General features: G+C 67.6%; 19 protein-coding genes, 1 tRNA gene and 1 pseudogene. 13 read left to right on the forward strand and 8 right to left on the reverse strand.

Annotation, left to right across the window (positions count from 1 at the left end; all coding sequences use genetic code 11):
- Positions 1-34: 34 nt before the first annotated feature.
- Positions 35-1,168 (reverse strand): LysM peptidoglycan-binding domain-containing protein, encoded by a 1,134-nt coding sequence (locus QZ853_RS08080; RefSeq protein ID WP_295571879.1) that lies wholly within the window; start codon positions 1,166-1,168, stop codon positions 35-37.
- A gap of 126 nt (positions 1,169-1,294) precedes the next feature.
- Here QZ853_RS08080 and def point away from each other — a divergent pair, with 126 nt between their 5' ends.
- The 5 genes from def to QZ853_RS08105 all read left to right on the forward strand — a co-directional run bounded on the left by def (position 1,295) and on the right by QZ853_RS08105 (position 7,346).
- Entirely contained in the window at positions 1,295-1,807 is a 513-nt protein-coding gene (gene def / locus QZ853_RS08085; protein WP_295571881.1) for a peptide deformylase, read from the forward strand.
- A gap of 120 nt (positions 1,808-1,927) precedes the next feature.
- Positions 1,928-2,851, forward strand: coding sequence for a methionyl-tRNA formyltransferase (gene fmt, locus QZ853_RS08090; protein ID WP_295571882.1), 924 nt, complete (start codon positions 1,928-1,930; stop codon positions 2,849-2,851).
- A 3-nt stretch (positions 2,852-2,854) separates the two neighbouring features.
- Positions 2,855-4,195, forward strand: coding sequence for a 16S rRNA (cytosine(967)-C(5))-methyltransferase RsmB (rsmB, locus tag QZ853_RS08095; protein ID WP_295571883.1), 1,341 nt, complete (start codon positions 2,855-2,857; stop codon positions 4,193-4,195).
- A gap of 22 nt (positions 4,196-4,217) precedes the next feature.
- Positions 4,218-5,939, forward strand: coding sequence for a glycosyltransferase family 39 protein (locus QZ853_RS08100; RefSeq protein ID WP_295571885.1), 1,722 nt, complete (start codon positions 4,218-4,220; stop codon positions 5,937-5,939).
- Positions 5,940-6,056: 117 nt separating this feature from the next.
- Positions 6,057-7,346 (forward strand): O-antigen ligase family protein, encoded by a 1,290-nt coding sequence (locus QZ853_RS08105; RefSeq protein ID WP_295571888.1) that lies wholly within the window; start codon positions 6,057-6,059, stop codon positions 7,344-7,346.
- On the opposite strand, the gene QZ853_RS08110 is transcribed toward QZ853_RS08105, so the two are convergent.
- The gene (locus QZ853_RS08110) at positions 7,319-8,440 is read right to left on the reverse strand and encodes a glycosyltransferase family 4 protein (RefSeq protein WP_295571890.1); all 1,122 of its coding nucleotides are present in this window, start codon (positions 8,438-8,440) and stop codon (positions 7,319-7,321) included. The two genes, QZ853_RS08105 and QZ853_RS08110, sit on opposite strands and share 28 nt — an antisense overlap.
- A gap of 43 nt (positions 8,441-8,483) precedes the next feature.
- On the reverse strand, positions 8,484-9,302 hold the full coding sequence (locus QZ853_RS08115; protein WP_295571892.1) for a glycosyltransferase family 2 protein: 819 nt from the start codon (positions 9,300-9,302) through the stop codon (positions 8,484-8,486).
- On the opposite strand from QZ853_RS08115, the gene QZ853_RS08120 reads away from it, so the two are divergent.
- Positions 9,301-10,359 (forward strand): CDP-glycerol glycerophosphotransferase family protein, encoded by a 1,059-nt coding sequence (locus QZ853_RS08120; protein ID WP_295571963.1) that lies wholly within the window; start codon positions 9,301-9,303, stop codon positions 10,357-10,359. The two genes, QZ853_RS08115 and QZ853_RS08120, sit on opposite strands and share 2 nt — an antisense overlap.
- Before the next feature lie 55 nt (positions 10,360-10,414).
- Here QZ853_RS08120 and QZ853_RS08125 read toward each other — a convergent pair whose 3' ends face one another.
- From QZ853_RS08125 to QZ853_RS08140, 4 genes are all read right to left on the reverse strand, one after another.
- A complete protein-coding gene (locus QZ853_RS08125) occupies positions 10,415-11,953 on the reverse strand; it encodes a PH domain-containing protein (protein ID WP_295571894.1) in 1,539 nt (512 codons plus the stop codon).
- The gene (locus QZ853_RS08130) at positions 11,950-12,468 is read right to left on the reverse strand and encodes a PH domain-containing protein (RefSeq protein WP_295571895.1); all 519 of its coding nucleotides are present in this window, start codon (positions 12,466-12,468) and stop codon (positions 11,950-11,952) included. Before QZ853_RS08130 ends, QZ853_RS08125 begins: the two co-directional genes overlap by 4 nt.
- Positions 12,469-12,519: 51 nt before the next feature.
- Positions 12,520-13,653: a GTP cyclohydrolase II RibA gene (ribA, locus tag QZ853_RS08135; protein ID WP_295571897.1), complete on the reverse strand. Its 1,134-nt coding sequence runs from the start codon at positions 13,651-13,653 to the stop codon at positions 12,520-12,522.
- A gap of 65 nt (positions 13,654-13,718) precedes the next feature.
- The gene (locus QZ853_RS08140) at positions 13,719-14,639 is read right to left on the reverse strand and encodes a lauroyl acyltransferase (RefSeq protein WP_345777896.1); all 921 of its coding nucleotides are present in this window, start codon (positions 14,637-14,639) and stop codon (positions 13,719-13,721) included.
- Between the two features lie 60 nt (positions 14,640-14,699).
- Here QZ853_RS08140 and dtd point away from each other — a divergent pair, with 60 nt between their 5' ends.
- The 7 genes and pseudogenes from dtd to QZ853_RS08175 all read left to right on the forward strand — a co-directional run bounded on the left by dtd (position 14,700) and on the right by QZ853_RS08175 (position 19,879).
- Complete coding sequence (gene dtd, locus QZ853_RS08145; RefSeq protein ID WP_295571900.1) at positions 14,700-15,140, forward strand: D-aminoacyl-tRNA deacylase; 441 nt, start codon at positions 14,700-14,702, stop codon at positions 15,138-15,140.
- 90 nt (positions 15,141-15,230) lie between these two features.
- Positions 15,231-17,084 carry an RNA polymerase sigma factor RpoD gene (rpoD, locus tag QZ853_RS08150; protein ID WP_125426734.1) on the forward strand — a complete coding sequence of 618 codons (1,854 nt, stop codon included), beginning with the start codon at positions 15,231-15,233 and terminating at the stop codon, positions 17,082-17,084.
- Positions 17,085-17,645: 561 nt separating this feature from the next.
- Entirely contained in the window at positions 17,646-17,975 is a 330-nt protein-coding gene (locus QZ853_RS08155; protein ID WP_295571902.1) for a hypothetical protein, read from the forward strand.
- A 40-nt stretch (positions 17,976-18,015) separates the two neighbouring features.
- Positions 18,016-18,091 (forward strand) — tRNA-Ile (locus tag QZ853_RS08160).
- Between the two features lie 180 nt (positions 18,092-18,271).
- Positions 18,272-18,391: pseudogene (locus tag QZ853_RS08165) on the forward strand (Arm DNA-binding domain-containing protein); the annotation flags it as partial.
- 92 nt (positions 18,392-18,483) lie between these two features.
- A complete protein-coding gene (locus QZ853_RS08170) occupies positions 18,484-19,128 on the forward strand; it encodes a hypothetical protein (protein ID WP_295571904.1) in 645 nt (214 codons plus the stop codon).
- 64 nt (positions 19,129-19,192) lie between these two features.
- Complete coding sequence (locus QZ853_RS08175) at positions 19,193-19,879, forward strand: hypothetical protein (RefSeq protein WP_295571905.1); 687 nt, start codon at positions 19,193-19,195, stop codon at positions 19,877-19,879.
- A gap of 24 nt (positions 19,880-19,903) precedes the next feature.
- Here the strand turns inward: QZ853_RS08175 and QZ853_RS08180 are convergent, their stop codons facing one another.
- Positions 19,904-20,296, reverse strand: a complete 393-nt coding sequence (locus QZ853_RS08180) for a DoxX family protein (protein ID WP_295571907.1) — start codon at positions 20,294-20,296, stop codon at positions 19,904-19,906.
- Positions 20,297-20,397: the final 101 nt, after the last annotated feature.

The raw sequence follows: 20,397 nt of genomic DNA on the forward strand, positions 1-20,397 counted from the left end.
CGGAAGCCGACCCGTAGCGTCGACTGCCAGTCGACTACCGCGCGTCCGGATGCAGGGCGTTGTAGCCCACGCGCACCGGCTTCACGCCCTGCATCACCAGCGCGTAGCTGACGTTGTCGAAGGTACGGAACACCATCGCGTGCGCGGCGTATTCGTCGGGCAGCGAGACCCGGCCTGCGCCGGTGCTGAGCGAATCGTCCATGCGCGACGAGGTCGGGTACTTCATGCGGTGCGCCACGTGGCGGCCCGGGCGCCACAGCGAGAACACGGTGCCGTTGTCCACGCCCTGGCTGCGGCCGGCCGAAATCGCGATCACGTCGCGCGGGCCCCCAGCGGTGAACATGTCGGTCACCGCCAGCACGCGCACGTCGACACCTTCGACGCTGGCCGCCGGCACATGCGGCACGAACTGCAGGTCGTAGGGCCTGGCCTCGATCGGAACCAGGCGGTCACCGGCACGGACCTCACGGCCACCTTCGTTCTTGTCCAGCACCAACGTGGACGCCTCGACCTTGCCGCCGGCGACATGGGTAATGGTGCCGGTGGCGACCTGGGCCAGTTCGTAGCCGAGCACGCCGCGGCGGTGGTTGGGGGCGCTGTAGGCGCGCCACAGGTTGCCGCTGCCCGGTGTGACGTCGCCGTTGGCGGTCAGGTCCTCGGTCGGCTTGGGCTGGGCATAGCGCACGGTCGGGCGCACCACTGCCCAGCGCTGGCCCACCTGGGCGTCGGCCAGGCGCACATAGACGGCGTGGCCGCTGGTGGCGCGCAGGCGTTCTTCTTCCAGGCCGGCCACGTAGGGCAGCTGCTCGATGCTGTCGACTACGCTCAGCTGCTTCAGGAACGGCTCGACCTGGGCCAGCGGAATGGCATTGATCGGGGCCTCCTGGCGCGGGCCGGGCTGCGACGACACGGTCACCCGGTCCAGGTAGGCCAGGCTGAGCACGTCACCGGGATAGATCAGGTGCGGGTTGGCGATCTGCGGATTGGCCTGCCAGATCTCCGGCCAGAGCCACGGCTTCTGCAGGAAACGTGCGGCGATATCCCACAACGTATCCCCTTTTCGGACCACATAGGTGTCCGGGTGCCCGCCATTCACTTCCACGGCGGTAGCATAGGCAGCCACGGTCAGCATCGCCGCGGCGACGACCGTACGAAAACGAAGCAACATAGGTGTGAAGCCCTGATTCCCCAACAGGTCCGCGCACTATAGTCCAGAAACCGGGGCGCAAGGCAAGCGTTGGAGCTAGAATCTGCGACGTATGCCGGCGTGCCGGCCCCCTATCCGGAAACAGCCATGGCCCTTCTCCCCATTCTTGAGTTCCCCGATCCGCGCCTGCGTACCAAGGCCGCGTTGATCGAAGCCGCCGAAGTCACCACGCCGGCCTTCCAGGAGCTGATCGACAACATGTTCCTGACCATGTACGACGCTCCGGGCATCGGCCTGGCCGCCACCCAGGTGGACGTGCACAAGCGCTTCATGGTCATCGACGTCAGCGAACAGAAGAATGAACCGCATGTGTTCATCAACCCGGAGATCGTCGCCAAGGACGGGGGCCGGGTGTACCAGGAAGGCTGCCTGTCGGTACCGGGCATCTTCGCCGACGTCACCCGTGCAGACACCATCACCGTGAAGTACCTGGACCGCAACGGCCAGGAACAGCAGCTCGAAGCCGGCGAAGTGCTGGCGACCTGCATCCAGCACGAGATGGACCATCTGGACGGCAAGCTGTTCATCGACTACCTGTCGCCGCTCAAGCGCGAAATGGTGCGCAAGAAGCTGGCCAAGCAGCGCAAGCACGTGGCGTGATCGCCAATCCGGGCCGCCCTTCGGGTGGCCTGTGCCTGCGCGGCGCGCGCGGGCTGCACGGCGCCGGCCGACGGCGCCGTTTTCTTTCCTGCACGAATCCATCCTGCAAGTGGGGTAGCCATGAGGATTGTCTTTGCCGGTACGCCGGAATTCGCGGTGTCGTCGCTGCGCGCGGCGGCGCGCCTTCATGAAGTAGTGGCGGTCTACACCCAGCCCGATCGCCCGGCCGGCCGTGGCCGTGGCCTGGCGCCGTCGCCGGTCAAGCTCGAAGCCGTGGCCCGCGGCATTCCGGTCTACCAGCCGGACTCGCTGAAGAACGAAGCCGCCCAGCAGCAGCTGCGCGACCTGCAGCCGGACCTGATGGTGGTGGTGGCCTATGGGCTGATCCTGCCGAAGGCGGTGCTGGCAATTCCGACCCACGGCTGCTGGAACGTACACGCCTCGCTGCTGCCGCGCTGGCGCGGTGCCGCGCCGATCCAGCGTGCGATCCAGGCAGGCGACGCGAAGACCGGGGTGTGCCTGATGCAGATGGAAGCCGGCCTGGATACCGGCCCGGTGTTGTTGCACCAGGAACTGCCGATCGCCGCCACCGATACCGGCGGCCAGCTGCACGACAAGCTGGCCGAACTGGGTGCACAGGTGCTGTCCGATGGCCTCGGCCTGCTGCGTGCCGGCATCAAGCCGATCGCACGGCCGCAGCCGGAGCAGGGCGTGACCTACGCGCACAAGCTGGACAAGGCCGAAGCGAAACTGGACTGGGCGCAGGACGCGGCTGCGTTGGCGCGTACCGTGCGTGCGTTCAATCCGTGGCCGATCGCCGAGGCGACGCTGGCCGGTGAGCGCGTGCGCATCCACGGTGCGGTGGCGCTGGATCTGGCACATGGCCAGGCACCGGGCACGGTGCTGGCGGCCGGTCGCGATGGCATCGACATCGCCTGCGGCCAGGGCGCGTTGCGCCTGCGCGTACTGCAGCGTGAAGGTGGCAAGGCGATCACCGCCGCCGACTACCTCAATGCCCGCCGCGACCTGCACGTGGGGGCATAAGCGGTGTCGAAGCAGAACGATTCGTCCGTCGTCAAGGCGGCGCCGGGCGCGGCCACGCGCATGCTGGCCGCGCGCGTGCTGGCGCAAGTGTTCACCCGCGGCCGCTCGCTGAAGGCCGAACTGGCCTGGGCCCTGCCGAAGCTGGCCGACAGCCGCGACCGCGCGCTGCTGGAAGCGCTGTGCTTTGCGGTGCTGCGTCGTCGCAGCACCTATGACGCAGCATTGCAGGGCTGGATGCAGAAGCCTCTGTCGGCGCGCGATGCTGACCTGCGCACCCTGCTGATGGTCGGTTTTGCGCAGCTGGACGTGCTGGAACTGCCAGCGCATGCGGCGCTGTCGGCCACGGTCGATGCGGCGCGCGCGCTGGGCCGTGAACGCCAGGCCGGGCTGGTCAACGCGATCCTGCGCCGTGCGCAGCGGGAAGGTTTCCCGGAACAACCGGCACGCGACGCGTTCCCGGAATGGTTGGCCGATGCGATCGAACGCGACTGGCCAGCCCAGGCCGAGGCGATTTTCGCCGCCAGCCTGCAGCCGGCACCGCTGTGGCTGCGCGCCAATCATCAGCACGGCGGCCGCGACAAGGCGCTGGCGGTGCTGGCCGAGGCCGGCATCGCTGCCGAGGCGGCCGAGGCGAGCACGCTCAGTGCCGATGCGCTGCGGCTGGCCAGCCCCGTTGCGGTGAACCAGCTGCCCGGTTTCGCCGAGGGCGCGCTGTCGGTGCAGGACCTGTCGGCGCAGTGTGCCGCCGATGCGCTGGCGCCGGCCGCCGGTTCGCGCGTGCTGGATGCCTGCGCGGCGCCCGGTGGCAAGTCGGCGCACCTGCTGGAGCGAGACCCGAGCCTGCGCCTGCTTGCGCTGGACATCGATGCGCGCCGCCTGGCCCGTGCACGCGATACCTATGCCCGTACCGGCGTGGGCGATACCGCGCAGACCCTGGTCGCCGATGCCAGCGATCCGGGCGCCTGGTGGGACGGCGTGCCGTTCGATGCGATCCTGCTGGATGCGCCGTGTTCGGCCACTGGCGTGATCCGCCGCCAGCCCGACGTGATGTTCCACCGCCGCGCCGAGGACATCGATGCGCTGGTCGGCGTGCAGGCGCGCCTGCTGGAGGCCTGCTGGTCGATGCTGCGCCCGGGCGGCGTGCTCTTGTATGCCACCTGCTCGATCCTGCGCGCCGAGAACATCGACCAGGTGCGCGCGTTCCTGAAATGGCATCCGGACGCCGTGGCACAGCCCCTTGGTGACGCATTCGGCGTGGATTGCGAAGGCGTGGCACGCCAGCGACTGCCCGGTGACAACGATGCTGACGGTTTCTTCTACGCGCGTCTGATAAAAGCAGCCTGACCCCCGCTGCCGTTTCGAGCCCATGCTGAAAACCAACGCGTCGCGCCAGACGTGGTTGTTCGTGGTGATGGCCCTGCTGGTGCTGGGGGCCGGTCTCGGTCTCCGCGATCCGTGGCCGTCCGACGAGCCGCGCTTCGCGCTGGTGGCCCGGCAGATGGTCGACAGCGGCTACTGGTTGTTCCCGCATCGTGGCACCGAGCTGTATTCGGACAAGCCACCGATGCTGATGTGGTGGCAGGCCACGCTGTACGGCGTGGTCGGCCACTGGCGCGTGGCGTTCCTGCTGCCTTCGCTGCTGGCGGCGCTGGGCACGCTGTGGTGCGTGGTCGACCTCGGCCGCCGCCTGTGGACGCGACGGGTCGGGCTCTACGCTGGCTGGGCGCTGCTGTTCGCACTGCAGTTCACCTTCCAGGCCAAGAAGGCGCAGATCGATCCGCTGCTGGTGCTGTTCATCACCCTGGCCAACTATGGCCTGCTGCGGCACCTGCTGCTGGGCCCGGCCTGGCGCTGGTGGTGGCTGGGCTGGTTTTTCGCCGGCATCGGGGTGATCACCAAGGGCGTGGGCATGCTGGCCCTGCTGATGATCGTGCCCGCCGCCGTGGCCTCGGCGCTGCAGTGGCCGCGGGTGCGCCTTCATGTGCGCGACGGCCGCTTCTGGCTGGCGCCGCTGGCGTTCCTGCTGGCCGTATCGCTGTGGCTGGCGCCGATGCTGCTGACAGGGTGGGCGACCGGCTCGGACCAGTACCGCGCCTACATGAACGACATCCTGTTCCGGCAGACGGCGCGCCGCTACACCCAGTCCTGGGATCACCACCAGCCGTGGTGGTACTTCTTCGGCGTCATGCCGGCGATGTGGATTCCGCCGCTGCTGGCGCTGCCGTGGGCGATTCCGGCCTGGTGCCGGCGTCTGCGCCGCCGCGACCCGCGCTATCTGCTGCCGCTGTCATGGTGGTTGCTGGTCCTGTTGTTCTTCTCGATTCCGCAGGGCAAGCGCGATGTCTACCTGCTGCCGGCGTTGCCGATGTTCTGCCTGGCGCTGGCGCCGCTGCTGCCCGGGTTGCTGAAGCGGCGCGATGTGCAGTGGCTGCTTGCCGCACTCAGCGGCGTGCTGGCGGCTGGCCTGGCGCTGGTCGGTGTACTGGCGCTGCTGGGCGATCCGGACTTCGAGATACGCCTGACCCACGGGCGCGGGCTGCTGCCCGGTGCGACCGATGCGCTGGCCTGGGCGATCCTGGCGATGGGTCTGTTGGGCGGGCTGAGCCTGATCGTGACCGGCTGGCGCCGCAGCCACCTGGCGCTGGTCTCGACGCTGACCGTGGCGTGGGTGCTGTATGGCCTGGTCGGCTATCCGCTGCTGAATGATTCAAGCTCGGCGCGCGGCCTGATGCGCGAGGTTGGCATGCGCCTCGGCCCCGACGCGGAGCTGGGGCTGGTGGCCTGGAAGGAGCAGAACCTGCTGATGGCCGACCGCCCGGCCGCGACGTTCGGTTTCGACAACCGCTGGCACGAGCAACTGCAGGCGGCGGTGCGCTGGCAGCGCTTGGCACCCGGACGGCGCTGGCTGCTGGTGAACGAGGATGCGATGCAGGGGTGCATCGACCGCTCGCGCGCCGGGATGGCCGGCATCTCCAATCGACGCCGCTGGTGGCTGGTCCCCGCTGAAGCCGTGCGCGGGACGTGCGCACCCACGCGGGCGGAGCTGCAGCGTGAGTATCGACTGCAGGGCCCGCCCGAAACGGACTGAACGAACAAGCCACCAACATCACCGGCCTGCACAGATCCGCGGCACGGTCTGCCCTAGAATGAGGGCCGTTCCCGGCGCCGTGCCGGTATTCCGTTTCCGAACTACCGACCGCACCACGTGACCCTGCTTTCCCTGCCTATCTCCCGCGTGACGGGTCTGCTGGCCGGCGCCTACGCCTTGGTGCTGGGAGCGCTGCCGACGCTGCTGATGATCACCATGGAAGGGGGCAGCGCAGGTTTCTACCTGGCGATCCTGCTGTCGATCCTCCTCCTGCTGCTGCCTTCGGCAACGCCGCCGTTGCTGCCCGGCTCGGCCAGGCGCTATGCCTGGATGGGTGCCGGCATGGCGGTGATGCTGGTGGGCGTGCTGACCAGCCTGGCGGTGCACGGCATCTGGAAGGGCTCGGAAGTGGAGAAGGCCGCGCGCCTGCTGTCGACGCTGCTGATCCTGTTCGCGGCGTTGCGGGTGCCGCGCAGGCTGCTCGGGCGTGCGTTGCTGGGTACCTTGCCGGCGGTGTGGGCGGCAGCGGTCATCATCGGCTGGCTGACGCTGGAAACCGGCGTGCGGCCTGCCACCCAGCAATTCAACGCGGTCACCTACGGTGACCTGACCCTGCTGTTCGGCGCGCTGAGCCTGTTGTCGCTGGGCCTGCCGGTGACCCGTTTCCGCCGCATCGAGGCCACCCTGAAGCTGCTGACCGGCGTGCTCGGCCTGGTGGCCTTCCTGTGGACGCAGACCCGCGGCGGCCTGCTGGCGATTCCCTGTTTCCTGCTGATCGGCCTGCTGGTGATGGGGCGTCGGCTGGGCCGGGTGAAGATCGTGCTGGGCCTGGTGCTGGCGGCCGGCGTGGGCATCATCGCCACCCACGATGGCGCGTTGCGCGATCGCATCGACGCCGGCGTGAGCGAATACAGCGACTGCAGTGCCGACCATCTGGCCGACACCTCGGTCTGCATCCGCCTGCAGTTGTGGACCGCAGCGGGCTACATGATCCGTGAGCAACCGTTGTTCGGGGTGGGCGGCGGCGATCGCTTCCGCGTGGAACTGGAGCGACTGGCCGAACAGGGCAAAGTCTCGGCGATGGTCGCGCGCGATTTCGGCGAGACCCACAACGACCTGCTGTACTTCCTGGCGACCTACGGTGTGCTGGGCGGGCTCGGCCTGGTGCTGGTGTACCTGGCGCCCGCGCTGGTGCTCCTGCCGCGGTTGTGGGACGGCGATGAGCGATCGCGGCTGCATGCGGCAGCTGGGCTGAGCATCTGCGTGGCGTTCGCGGTGTTCGGCTTCACCGAGATGATGCTGCGGGACATGCGTACCGCAGCATTCTATGCCGCCTGGGTCGCCCTGCTGCTGGCCCTGTCCGAGCCGCGCAGCGCGGATCAGGACGCCGCCAGCGCGGCCTCGTAACTGGCCAGGGTCGCATCGGCAAACGTCTGCAGGCCGAACTCGGCCAGTGCATGGCGGCGTGCGGCCACGCCCCGTTCCGGCAGCGCCTGGCGTTGCGCGTAGAGGGCCTGCACCTGTGCTGCGATGGCTGGCACATCCCGGGTGGGCACGACCCAGCCGTCGACGCCCTGATCGATGTTTTCCGGCAGGCCGGCAAAATCACTGACCAGCATCGGTTTGCCGCTGGCCATCATTTCGCGGCACGCGAAGGAAATCGTCTCGACGTCGTTGGACAGCACGAAGCCCACGTCACCGGCGGCAATCAGCGGTCGCGTATCGGTCAGCAGGCCGGTGAAGTGCACCTGTGCTGCCACCTCTCCCAGCGCCTGTACCTGCTCGCGCTGCTGTGCACTGGGCAGGTGGCCGGCCACCGCCATGTGCACATGTGGGCGGACCGCATTGGGCAGCAGCGCGATGGCCTGGGCCAGGTCGATCCAGCCCTTGTAGCCGTCGGTGCCGGCATTGCTGACCAGCACCAGCGCCTGCGGGTCCTGCGTCCATTGCCGGCGCAGCGCCTGCCCGGTGTCGGCCGGCATCGGTGCGTAGTGGGCCAGGTCGACGCCGTTGCGCACCACATCGATCGGGCAGCGCCGGTACGGGCCCTGTTCCAGCAGGCGCCCGGTGTGGGCCGATACCGCGATCACGCGGTCGGTGGCCCAGCGCGCGCGGAAGGCGTTGCCCAGGGTGTTGGTCGGCTTGCTGTTGTGCTTGGTGAGCACGATCGGCGGGCGGCGCATGCCGAACAGGCCCTGCATCACGAAGCGGTGGTCGCGGGCACCGTTGACGTGGACCAGGTCGATGCCTTCATCGCGCACCAGCCGGCGCAGCGCGCGCTGTTCGGCCAGTTGTTGCGGCAGGGTCGGCAGGCCGCTGCCAAAGGCCATCGGCAGCGCGGTGGCGATTCCCTCCGCGGCCACCGTGCGCAGCAGGCGGCTGTCGGCGGGGGCGGCGACATGCAGGCTGTGCCGGCCGTGCAGCGCACGCGCCAGCGAAACGATGTACGTGGTGTGGCCGCCACCGTCGCCGTAGTGGAAGTTGGTGTACAGGATTTTCATGGGGCATCTTCAGGCAACGCGCGGGCAGTGTGACACAGCAGGCTCAGGAGCGTTCCGCCGGTGGCGCCGGGTCGGCGACCGCCTGGCCGTTGCCCAGCATCCACAGCATGATGGTCTTCTGCCGCACGTAATTGGCACGCACATAGGCATAGACCAGCCCATGCCAGCCATCGCGGAAACCACCGCGGAACAGCAGCCCGCGCCAGAACCGCCAGGCCGGCGCCAGTACCAGCTTGGCCAGGGTGGCGCGCTTGCCGCGTGCGAACTCATGCTCGGCCATCATCCGCGCGTACTTCTCGGTCTTGGCCAGCTGCTGCTGCAGCGAACGGTACGGATAGTGGATCAGGTCACCGTGCAGGGTGCCGACGCGGCCATCGACGCTGGCCGCCTCGTGGATCTCGCGCTTGCCACGCCAGCCGCCCTGGCGGCGGTCGAACAGGCGCATCACCCGGTCCGGATAGGCGTTGCCGTGGCGCAGGAACTTGCCGAAGTATTCCGACAGCCGGGCGAAGCGGTAGCCGGCATGGCCACTGAAGCCGCCGTCGCGGGCCTGCTCAATGGCCGCGCGCAGCTCCGGGCTGATGCGCTCGTCGGCGTCCAGGCACAGCACCCAGTCGTGGCCGGCCTGCTCGACGCAGAACGCCTTCTGGCTGCGGAAGCCGTCGAACGGGCGCTGCAGCACCCGCGCACCGCCGGCCTCGGCGATGGCCACGGTGGCATCGTTGGAGAACGAGTCGACCACGATGATCTCGTCGCAGAAGGCCAGCGAGGCCAGGCAGTCGCCGATGCGGCCGGCCTCGTTGAACGCGATAATGCAGGCCGAGATGCGAGGCCGTTCGATGGGAGCGGTCGTGGAGGACATGATGGCCGGTTACCTGTTGTTTGCGACGGAGCGTTATGCGCTGCCTATTCTCGCCCCGTTGGCGCAGGCCTTGCACGCCTCCGGGCAGGAGGTGGCGGCCTGGTTCGAGGACGGCGCGGCCGGCAGCAGCCTGCCCGGGGTGCCCAACTTCGGGCTGAAACAGGCCCTGGCGATGCGCCCGCGGGCAGTGTTCAGCGCTGCCAACTGGGTGCCGACCTTCCTGTCCGGGGCCAAGGTGCAACTGTTCCACGGCTTCAACGTTGAGAAGCGTGACAGTGCGCGTGGCCACTTCCGGGTGCGCGGCATGTTCGACCTGTACTGCACACAGGGGCCGGCCACCACCGCGCCGTTCCGCGAGATTGCCGGGCAGCAGGGCCATTTCGCAGTGGCCGAGACCGGTTGGCCGAAGCTGGACCCGCTGTTCCGCGACGATGGCGGCGAGAGTGCCGCGCTGCGCGCGCCGGCAGGTGATCGCCCGGTGATCCTGTTCGGCTCGACCTTCACTGAGCGGCTCAGCGCGGCCCCGCACCTGCACGCGCAGATCGCCGCCGACATCGCCGCCGGCGACCGCTACTGGCTGCTCACCCTGCACCCGAAGTGCGCGCCGGAGCTGTTCGAGCGGTACCGCGCGCTGGCGGGCGCCAACGCACGCTTCATCGAGCCGGAGCAGGTGATGGCGGCACAGCGCGCGGCCGATGTGCTGGTGTCGGACACCTCGTCGATCGTTTCGGAGTTCATCGTCCAGCACAAGCCGGTGGTGACCTTCCGCAACCGTGTGCCGAAGCCGCACATGATCGACTTTGACGACCCGGCGCAGCTGCCGGCGATGCTGCAGCGCGCGCTGCACCCGGATGCCGCGCTGCAGGCGGAGATCGTGCGTTACGCCGATGCCATCCACCCGTACCGCGATGGCCTGTCCAGCGAGCGGGTGATCACCGCCACCGAGGATTTCCTGTCTGGCGAGATGGGCGCGCTGCGCCGCAAGCCGTTCGGCAGCTGGGTACGCGACCTGCAGATCCGCAAGGACCTGGGCTACTGGGGGCCGTCGCAGCGGTGAAGGGTGTGATGTGGAGCCACGCCATCGTGGAGGCACGGCCGGACCCGGCCCGCCGTCACCAGCGCAGCTTGCGCCGCGCCAATGCCACCGCCAGCTGCTCCATCATCTGTTGTGCCTGGGCCTGCGGCAGATAGTTCAGCGCCAGCGCCACATCGCCATGTGCACCTGCGGTATCCAGCTGCAGGCTGCTGGTGCCCAGCAGCTTGTCCAGCGGCGAGCGCTGCAGGCGCAGCCCCTGCACCTTGTCCAGTTCGGCCCAGCGCCACCAGCGCTTCCACCAGCCGCCACGCACCGCCACATAGTGCGCATCCAGATACCAGCCCATGCGCGCCATCTGCTGGTATGCGACCCACAACGCCACCGGCAGCCATGCCAGCACGATCAAGCCCCACGTCCCCCATCGCCAATACGCGGCTGCAGCCAGCACTGGCACCAGCAGCAGTACGCCCAGGCACAGCCGCCACCAGCCGCGCTGCGGAACGGCCTGCCACTGCGCCGGGGGCCAGTGCAGCTGTGGGAGCAGGTGCTGCACCAGCTGTTCGCAGTGCTCCCGGGTTGCCAGCGGGGCGAGTTCGCGCAGGGCACGATCCTCATCGCGCGATGGACCACCGGCGGCGCTGTCGATGCGTAGCTGGCGCAGGCCGAACCAGCGCTGCAGGGTGCCTTCGCGCAGCGTCCAGGCCTGGATGCGGCGGCGCGCCACGCTGCTGCGGGTCCGGCTGAGCAGGCCGGCCGACACCGTCAGGCGGCGCTCCTGTTCGCTCAGGGTGAAGCCGTGATAGCGCAGCAGGGTCAACACCACCGACAGTGCGCGCAGCGCCAGCCAGCCCAGCAACAGCGCCGCGGCCAGCAGCAGGGCGCCGCCAGTCACGCCCGGGTGCAGATTGCTGGCATAGCCGAAGATTTCGCGGCCACCGCGCTGGAGGGCGTCATCCATCACCGGCCGCGGCACGGTCTGGAACAACACGCCGAATGCGGCGATCGCCAGCGCCCAGCCGCGGTTGGACAGCAGGCCCATGCGCATCACGTCCCAACCCGACAGGCGCAGCAGCACCCGTTCGTCACTACTGTCCACGACGTCGGCCGCGGCGACCGTGGCGGCCGCCTGCGGGGCCTGGCCGCGCTGCCGCACCAGCCGTTCCAGCGCCAGCGCCTGCTCCAGTTTCAGTACGCGCATCTCGGCTTCCGGGCGCGTGCCGCCGGCCGACTCCAGGCGCAGTTCGGCCACGCCGAACAGGCGGTGCAGCGGGTTCTGCCGTACTTCCACGTTGTGGATGCGGGCGAACGGAATCTCGCGGCGGTTGCGTGCCAGCAGGCCGCTGCGCACGGTGATCGCATCGCTGCCGATGCGGTAGCGGTAGCTCAGGTACTGCAGCACCGAGACCACCACCAGAACGACGATCGCCGACAGCGGGAGGAGCTGCGCCCACAGCGGATCACGATCACCGCGCTGGCCGAACACCAGCAGCGCGACCAGTGGCAGCAGGTAGTGGCGCAGCTGCATCAGCAGCACGAACAGCCACGACCATGGGTGCAGGCGATGGTCCTCGCCACCGGCAGGCGGTGACGCGGGCAGGGGCGGAGGCAGGCTCACAGGGCGTCGGCGTCCTGGTCCAGCTGGTGCGACAGCGTGTCGCGCAGTCGCTCGGCGTCCGCGTCGTCCAGGCCGCTCACGGTGACCGCGCTCATGCGCGTACCGGCGGTGTGCACGATCAGCGTGGCCAGGCCTGCGCGGCGTTCCAGCGGGCCGCGACGCAGGTCCAGGTGCTGCACGCGCGAAACGGGAATGCGCGTTTCCAGCTGCCACATCAGGTCGCGGCGCAGGCCCAGGCCCTGCGCATCCAGCCGCCAGCGGGTGCGGGTCAAGCGCCGATGGCCCAGCCATGCACCGAAGGCGATACCCAGCAGCAGCCCGGCCGCAGCGGTCCATAGGCCACCGGGCAGATCGAAGAACCACGCGGCCGCCGCCAGCGGCAGGCCCGGCACGAACAGGCCACCGAAGGCGCCTTCCAGTGCGGCCAGGCGCGCGGCGCGTTGCGGCAGGGCCTGCCACTCGGTGGCGGGCGGTGCAGGAATCGAGGCGTCGGTCACGCGGGCTCCGTCAGGCATCAGGGCAGGCGGCGGTCGCCGCATGGCGCAGACGGTAGCAGGTCGGCCGCGTTACTGGGCAGCCTGGATCAGCGCATCCACGTCCAGCATGTGGCCGGCGCGGTCGGCCTTGGTGCGCAGGTAGTGCTCGTTCTCGGCGGTGATCTCGCCGGTGACCGGAATGCAGTCCAGCACCTCGATGCCGGCATTGCGCAGGCGCTGTGCCTTGGTCGGGTTGTTGCTGAGCAGGGCCACGCGGCTGATGCCCAGACCGCGCAGCATCGCCACTGCGCTGCCATAGCGGCGTTCGTCGGCACCGAAGCCCAGCTGTGCATCGGCGTCGATGGTGTCCAGGCCGTCGTGCTGGTAGCCGTAGGCGCGCATCTTGGCCGCGATACCGGTGCCGCGGCCTTCCTGGTCCAGGTACAGCAGCACGCCGCCGCCGAGTTCCTTCAGCTTGCGCAGGCCGCGCCGCAGCTGGTCGCCGCAGTCGCACTTGAGGGAACCGAACAGGTCGCCGGTCAGGCACGAAGAGTGCACGCGTACCGGCACCACCGCCGACAGGTCCGGCTCGCCGACGATGATCGCGACCTGGTCGCGCTGGGCCACGCCACCGCGGAACACCGCGAAGGTGGTCATGCCGACATCGCGCAGCGGCACCGGCGAACGCGCGACCAGCTCGTAGTCGTGGGCGGCGTGTGCCGCGCCCTCGGCGAGGTCGCACAGGGCCACCTCGGCGGCACCGTCGAAGGTGGTGTCGCCTGCCTCCAGGCGCACCGCCACCATCGCCGGCAGCAGCAGGCCGAGGCGGGCCAGCTCCACCGCACCGGCATCGAAGTCGTCACCGGCGCTCCAACACTCCGGCATCGGGCCCGGCTCGCGCAGGTAGCCCAGCGAGGGCAGGGCATCGAAGGCGACCCCGGCCAGCGGCAGGCGTGCGCCCTGCGCGGCTTCCACGCCGAGCACGCGGGCGCGTGTGGCGGTCAGGAACAGGTAATGGCGTTCGCGTGCGGCAGCGGCGAAGGCCGCAAAGCTGCTGGCGGTGGCACTGTCCAGTGCGATCACCGCCAGGCGCTGGCCCCGGCCGTCGTGGAGCAGCACCGGGCGACCGGCGCGCAGTTCGGCCACCGCGCGTTCGCAGCGGATCGCGGCGGGATCGCCGAACAGGGAAGAAGCAGGCATGGCAGGACCGGGGGAGGCGGACATCGCAGTCTCTATGGGGGCACCAGCGTCGTATTCAACGTGTTGCGGCCAGCGGTCGCAGGCGGCCGTCAGTGCGGATGTTCCTCGGTCGCGTACGGGTCTTCCTCGCCGCTGCCCGGTGGCCGCAGCGTATAGCGCTTGTAGGTCCACTGGTACTGGGCCGGGTCGCGGCGGGCAATGCGCTCGATGCCTGCATTGAGCGCGGTGGCCGCCACCTGCGGGTCCGGGTCGGCCACGGCCGGGTCGGTCGGCTCGATGTGCAGGGCGAATTCCATGTCGGGCCCGATGCGTTCACACCAGCCGTACAGGACGGTGGCGCCGGTGCGCTCGGCCAGCCGGTTGACCAGGGTCATGGTCAGCGCCTGCACGCCGAAGAACGGCACGAATACGCCGTCGCCGGCCTTGGGCTGCTGGTCGGGCAGGATGCCGGTGGCACCGCCGTCCTTGAGGACCTTGAACAGCTGGCGCACGGCCGGGCCTTCGGCGCGCACCTGTTGCACGTTCTGGCCACCGCGCACCAGCTGCAGGAAGGCGTCGCTGGCCTCGTCCTCCGGCGGCTTGTAGACGATGGCGATCTGCCCGCGCGAAGCCAGCCACTGGTTCAACAGCTCCCAGTTGCCGAAGTGCGGGGCGGCCACGATCACGCCCTTGCCGCTGGCCAGCGCCGCGTCGTACAGGGCCTCGCCGTGGCGCTGCTTCAGGTGCAGCCGAAGGTTGTCGGCCGGCGTCTGGCTCCACAGCCTAAGGGTTTCGATGGCCTGCAGCGCGGTGGAGCGCAGCAGATCGCGGTGCAGGCGGTCGCGCGCGGCAGCGTCCAGCTCGGGGTAGGCCAGCTCCAGATTGCGCCGGGTGACGCGGCTCTCGCGGGCGTTGAGGGCGATCCAGGCCCACGCCAGGGCGCGCGCGAACCCCCGCAGCAACGGCCAGGGCAGGCGGGCGAACAGGGTGGTGGCGCGGTAGACCAGCCGGGCTTTGCGGTGCGGATTCATCGGCGCCAGTTTAGCCAAGGGCGCTGCTATCGTGGCCGCCCTGTTCATTGGAGGCCCTCGATGCTCATTCTGATCCAGCGTGTCAGCCAGGCCGCCGTCCACGTCGACGAGGTAGCGGTGGGGCAGATCGGCCCCGGCCTGCTGGCCCTGGTCGGCATGGAACCGGGCGATAGCGAGGCCCAGCTGCGGCGGATGGCCGAGCGCCTGCTGGGCTACCGGGTATTCGCCGACGAGGCCGGGAAGATGAACCGCTCGCTGCGCGACACCGGCGGCGGCCTGCTGCTGGTCAGCCAGTTCACCCTGGCCGCCGACACTCGTTCGGGCATGCGGCCGAGCTTCACCACCGCCGCGCCGCCGGACGAGGCTGAACGCGGGTTCAATCGATTTGTCGAGATCTGTCGTGAAAATCACGCACCCGGGGTGGAAACGGGCCGATTTGGTGCCCATATGGTCGTCAGCCTGGTCAATGACGGTCCCGTGACCTTCCTTCTCCGGCCCTGAGCCTGCGGGACCACCGCCCGGCAGGCGGGGCCCCGGGCTGGTATAATGCTACGTTCCCTATTTCTCCCTAGCCGGTGGCGCGAGCACTACATGGCCAACGAACGTCCTGCCCAATCCGAAATCAAGCAACTGATCAGCAAGGGCCTGGAACAGGGCTACCTGACCTACGCCGAAGTCAATGACCATCTGCCCGACGACATGGTCGACCCGGAACAGATCGAAGACATCATCGGCATGATCAACGGCATGGGCATCGATGTCCATGAAGTTGCGCCGGATGTGGAAACCCTGCTTCTCAACGACGGCAACACCGGCAACCGCGAAGTCGATGACACCGCGGCCGAAGAAGCCGCCGCCGCGCTGAGCGCGCTCGACACCGAAGGTGGCCGTACCACTGACCCGGTGCGCATGTACATGCGCGAAATGGGCACCGTCGAGCTGCTGACCCGCGAAGGCGAAATCGCCATCGCCAAGCGCATCGAGGAAGGCCTTTCGCAGGTCCAGGCGGCCCTGGGCCAGTTCCCGGTCTCGGTCGAGTCGCTGCTGACCGACTACGAAGCCCACAAGGAAGGCAAGAAGCGCCTGGCCGAAGTGATCGTCGGCTTCAACGACCTGACCGATGAAGAGCCCGCACCGCCGGCGGCCGCTGCCGATGACAGCAGCGATGCGGACGCCGAAGGCGACGAGGACGAGGACGACGATGTCGACGGTGCCGATGAAGAAGCCGCACCGACCGGTCCGGACCCGGAGGAAGTCGCTGCGCGCATGCAGGCGCTGAGCGATGCCTTCAACGCCTTCAAGAAGGCCGCGACCAAGGGCGACAAGAAGAACCTGCCCCGCCTGCGCGAAGAAATGTCGGCGGTGTTCGTCACCCTGAAGCTGCCGCTGCCGCTGACCGATGTGCTGACCAAGCAGCTGCGCGACACCATGGCGTCGATCAAGGCCCATGAGCGACGCGTGCTGAACCTGGCCACCGTCACTGCCCGCATGCCGCGCAAGGACTTCATCCGTTCCTGGGAAGGCAACCAGACCAACCTGGAGTGGGTGGAAGACGCACTGAAGCGCAAGCAGAAGTGGTCCTCGGCCCTGCGCGAAGTGAAGGACCAGATCATTGCCGAACAGCAGGCGACGATCGACATCGAGACGCTGACCCAGCTGGACCTGGAAGAGCTGAAGGAAATCAGCCGTGCCATGGCCTATGGTGAAGCCAAGGCGCGCAAGGCCAAGAAGGAAATGGTCGAGGCCAACCTGCGCCTGGTGATCTCGATCGCCAAGAAGTACACCAACCGTGGCCTGCAGTTCCTCGACCTGATCCAGGAAGGCAACATCGGCCTGATGAAGGCCGTGGACAAGTTCGAGTACCGCCGCGGCTACAAGTTCTCGACCTATGCCACCTGGTGGATCCGCCAGGCGATCACCCGCTCGATTGCCGACCAGGCACGCACCATCCGTATTCCGGTGCACATGATCGAGACGATCAACAAGCTGAACCGCATTTCCCGCCAGATGCTCCAGCAGTACGGCCGCGAGGCCACGCCGGAGGAGCTGGCCAAGGAAATGGACATGCCGGAAGACAAGATCCGCAAGGTGATGAAGATCGCCAAGGAGCCGATCTCGATGGAAACCCCGATCGGCGACGACGAGGATTCCCATCTGGGCGACTTCATCGAGGACACCAACGTGGAGTCCCCGATCGAGAACACCACCAACATCAACTTGTCTGAAACCGTGCGCGACGTGCTGGCCGGCCTCACCCCGAGGGAAGCCAAGGTGCTGCGCATGCGCTTCGGCATCGACATGAACACCGACCACACGCTGGAAGAGGTCGGCAAGCAGTTCGACGTGACCCGCGAGCGCATCCGCCAGATCGAAGCGAAGGCCCTGCGCAAGCTGCGTCACCCAAGCCGTTCGGAGCAGCTGCGCAGCTTCCTGGATATCGATTGATTTCCAGCGGCTGTTGAAGCGTTGAGAGAAACCCCGCCTGGTGCGGGGTTTTTCTTTTTGCGGTCTGTGTGCTTTCTGCAGAGTCGAGCCAGCTGCTGTTTGCGATGGCGTATCCGGCAGGTCTTCTCGACGGGTGTCGGTTGCTTGCCCCACCTTGTGACGCAACTGGCCTGAGAACTGTTGAGGCCTTCGCTGCGAAGGAGGAGGCCATCCAGCGGAAATCCCACGTGGCTCAACACTGTGAGCTTCCTACCGTGTGTGATCGGTGCGGGCCATGTCGCATTCGCCAATTGAAGCCACTACCTTCGCTTCCACACAGTCCCCTCAGGTGCTCAACACACCTTCGTAGGCGGACTGTCTGCTGCAACAGCAGGCAATCCAAGGTCAAACCACATCACTCGCCATCCCGGTGAGCCCAAGGGTTTCTGGCCGGGTGGCGCGCAGCCATACAAGACCCTGCATAGGGGAAAGCTGCGGGCGGCCCTACGACCGTGTTGAAGCACCCGGTCGCCTCTCTCAGCAGGAGGCGGAAGAGGTTCGACGAATCGTAGGAGAGTGAGCATGGAACTGAAGATGATTGTCGATGCGTGCGGCAAGGATGGATCGGATGCGCAGGACTGCAACTTCCCGCCGTTGTCGGACTGGGGCGATGTGCTGCGTGATGAGCGTGAGGATCCATTAGGGTTCGCCCGACGAGCGGCGTTGGCATTGCTGACACAGTCCGGTGCCGGACTGCTTGCTGGCTTCGGTGGCGGCAACCACAAGGCGCTGGAAGAGGCCAGAAGGACGGTTGCGCTGTTCCAGGCACATCTGCGGCGGCAGATGTGGTTCGCGGAAGCGGCGGAGAAGCGGTTGGGGCGCGTTGCTGAGGTTCTTGCTGCTGCCGGGTAGCCGATCGTGCGCGGCCTCCACTACACTGTGACGCTGCGCAGGGCCTATAGCTCAACGGTTAGAGCAGGGGACTCATAATCCCTTGGTTCCAGGTTCGAATCCTGGTGGGCCCACCAACTGATGATCCTATGTCGTCCTATGAAGGCTGAAATATCCTGAAAAAGCAGGGTGTTCGGCCTTTTTTCGTCCGATTGAGTCGTACTTGATCCAGCAGAATCCAGACTTTTCTGGCGGCATCTTTGGCGGTAACCTCCACCCGCTCCATACCTGTTACCGCCAACTTGGCTACCGCCAACATGTCATTGACCGATACCGCCATTCGCTAGACCAAGCCAACCGCTGTCGCGCAGAAGCTGCGAGACGGTGGAGGCCTGTACCTCCTGCTGAAACCTGATGGCGCCAGATGGTGGCGCTGGGCCAATCGACCTCGCATCACCGACTGCGGATTGTTGCCTCCCTGCATATCCCGCCGCTCCGGCTATAGTTGATCCGCAGACAAGGATCGAACATGCCTGACACCAACGCATGGGTGGAAGACTTCACCACCGAGATCGAAGACAGCCGGCATCTGTTTGCCTGGTGCCTGATGCACTACGGTCAGATTGACGAAGAACTGGCAATCGAACACGCACGCCAACGCTATCCCGACCAGGCCCCTGGCTGCGAGTACGAGCACGCACTGATCTTCCACGACGAGCCCTGGCATTGGGCGATGCTGCACGTGTTGGGTGAAGGGTATTGGCACCAGAACCCGGAACTGGCGTGGCCGTCGCTGGAGTACGACGCTGAGTCGGATGCATTGTGCCTGGCCCGCGGTGAGTCGCTTCCCTTGCTGGATGAGGATGAGTATCTCGGTGCACTTGCCCACGCCCGCCATATGTATGCGTGGACGCTGATCCATCAGGCAGGCATTGCCGAAGAGCAGGCCCAGCAGCAGGCACTCGAACACTACGCCTACTTTCCGCCGCACCATCGTTGCCGCATGCGCGTCCACGACGCGAGCGCTGCATGGGGCGGCGTGATGGGCGCGCTGCACCTCGATGACTACTGGTCACGGCCGGAGCTGCGGAGGCCGCCGGAGGCTTACTGGCACGCGTCACGTGCATTCACCTTGGCGCAGGGGATCCAGCTGCCGAAAGCTCCGCCTCCATGATGAGCGGGGCACGGCAAGAGTGGCATCATGCGGCTTCCGCCGTTCCGCACGACCAGGAGGCCGCATGAAGCGTAGTGCCCGTGTGTTCGTTGCCTTGGCTGCCGTCGCCGCGCTGCCTGCAGCTGCACAGCCTTCTGATCCACCCAAGCACCCATCGGTTGAAACACTGCAGCGCTTGATTGTCGACAAGGCACCGCAGACACGCGTGGAGACGCCGGATCACGAGCGCATCACCGCACGCCGCATCGATATCGTCGATGATACGGGCGTTATCCGCATGACGCTGTCCGGCAAGACGCCGGCACCGATCATCGATGGCCTGCAGTATAAGCGCGCCTTCAACGTTGCCGGCATGGTGCTGTACGACGAAAAGGGCAGCGAGCGCGGTGGCTTCGGCACCGCCGATGTCGACGGCGGCATGGCGGTGCTTGCGCTGGACCATCCGGCGATGGATGCGATCGGCTGGCGGGTATCACCCGATGGTGCGGTGAGCTTTTCGATCAACCAGGCGCCGCAACTGGTCCGCGAGCCTGCATTGGGCAACAAGCTGATTCCCGGGGTGCAGGCACCGACCCGCATCGGCTTGGTGGTCGGTGCTGATGGCACGCCTGCCATCTCCTTGAACGACAAGGCAGATCGCCCCCGACTGCGGCTGACCGTCACTGCGGAAGGCTACGGCGCAATCGAGTTCCTCGATGCGCAGGGCAAGGTGATCCACACATTGGCGCCGGAGGCTGACCTTCGCCGCTAGCGCGTGCAGATCGCGTATCGGTGCCTACCCGCGCCGCCCACGCCCATCAATGCTGTAGCGTCCGGCGCCGGTGCAGGCCAGCAACAGGAAGCCGCCGGCCAACCCCAGGTTTTTCAGGAACATGATCTGCTGGGTCGGGTCGGCAAGGTTGTGGTGGAAGATGAAAGCGGTGACCAGGCTGAAACCCACCAGCACGATCGCCACCAGCCGGGTCTGGAAGCCGAACAGGATGCACAGACCACTGCCGATCTCGAAGGCGATGGTCGGCCACAGCAGGATGCCGGGCACGCCCATCGCTTCCATGTAGCCCTGGGTGCCGCCGAGATCGCCGAGCTTGCCCAGGCCGGAGACCACGAACAGCGCCATCAGCAGGATGCGCGCAAGCAGGCAGGCAAGCGAATGCGATGAAGTGCTCACATCAACGTCCTCGGTAATGGCCGGCGAAGGCGATCGGAGCCCAGCGACGGTGAAGCCGGTGTGTAGGTCCGCCGCCGGAACTGCTTGACAGCCGCAACGCC

The sequence above is a fragment of the uncultured Stenotrophomonas sp. genome (assembly GCF_913778665.1).
GTDB lineage: Bacteria > Pseudomonadota > Gammaproteobacteria > Xanthomonadales > Xanthomonadaceae > Stenotrophomonas.

Coding starts and splice junctions, on each gene's coding strand:
- QZ853_RS08080 (WP_295571879.1), bottom strand. CDS start 1,168: ATGTTGCTTCGTTTTCGTACGGTCGTCGCCGCGGCGATGCTGACCGTG.
- def (WP_295571881.1), top strand. CDS start 1,295: ATGGCCCTTCTCCCCATTCTTGAGTTCCCCGATCCGCGCCTGCGTACC.
- fmt (WP_295571882.1), top strand. CDS start 1,928: ATGAGGATTGTCTTTGCCGGTACGCCGGAATTCGCGGTGTCGTCGCTG.
- QZ853_RS08100 (WP_295571885.1), top strand. CDS start 4,218: ATGCTGAAAACCAACGCGTCGCGCCAGACGTGGTTGTTCGTGGTGATG.
- QZ853_RS08110 (WP_295571890.1), bottom strand. CDS start 8,440: ATGAAAATCCTGTACACCAACTTCCACTACGGCGACGGTGGCGGCCAC.
- QZ853_RS08120 (WP_295571963.1), top strand. CDS start 9,301: ATGATGGCCGGTTACCTGTTGTTTGCGACGGAGCGTTATGCGCTGCCT.
- QZ853_RS08115 (WP_295571892.1), bottom strand. CDS start 9,302: ATGTCCTCCACGACCGCTCCCATCGAACGGCCTCGCATCTCGGCCTGC.
- QZ853_RS08130 (WP_295571895.1), bottom strand. CDS start 12,468: ATGCCTGACGGAGCCCGCGTGACCGACGCCTCGATTCCTGCACCGCCC.
- ribA (WP_295571897.1), bottom strand. CDS start 13,653: ATGTCCGCCTCCCCCGGTCCTGCCATGCCTGCTTCTTCCCTGTTCGGC.
- QZ853_RS08140 (WP_345777896.1), bottom strand. CDS start 14,639: ATGAATCCGCACCGCAAAGCCCGGCTGGTCTACCGCGCCACCACCCTG.
- dtd (WP_295571900.1), top strand. CDS start 14,700: ATGCTCATTCTGATCCAGCGTGTCAGCCAGGCCGCCGTCCACGTCGAC.
- rpoD (WP_125426734.1), top strand. CDS start 15,231: ATGGCCAACGAACGTCCTGCCCAATCCGAAATCAAGCAACTGATCAGC.
- QZ853_RS08155 (WP_295571902.1), top strand. CDS start 17,646: ATGGAACTGAAGATGATTGTCGATGCGTGCGGCAAGGATGGATCGGAT.
- QZ853_RS08170 (WP_295571904.1), top strand. CDS start 18,484: ATGCCTGACACCAACGCATGGGTGGAAGACTTCACCACCGAGATCGAA.
- QZ853_RS08175 (WP_295571905.1), top strand. CDS start 19,193: ATGAAGCGTAGTGCCCGTGTGTTCGTTGCCTTGGCTGCCGTCGCCGCG.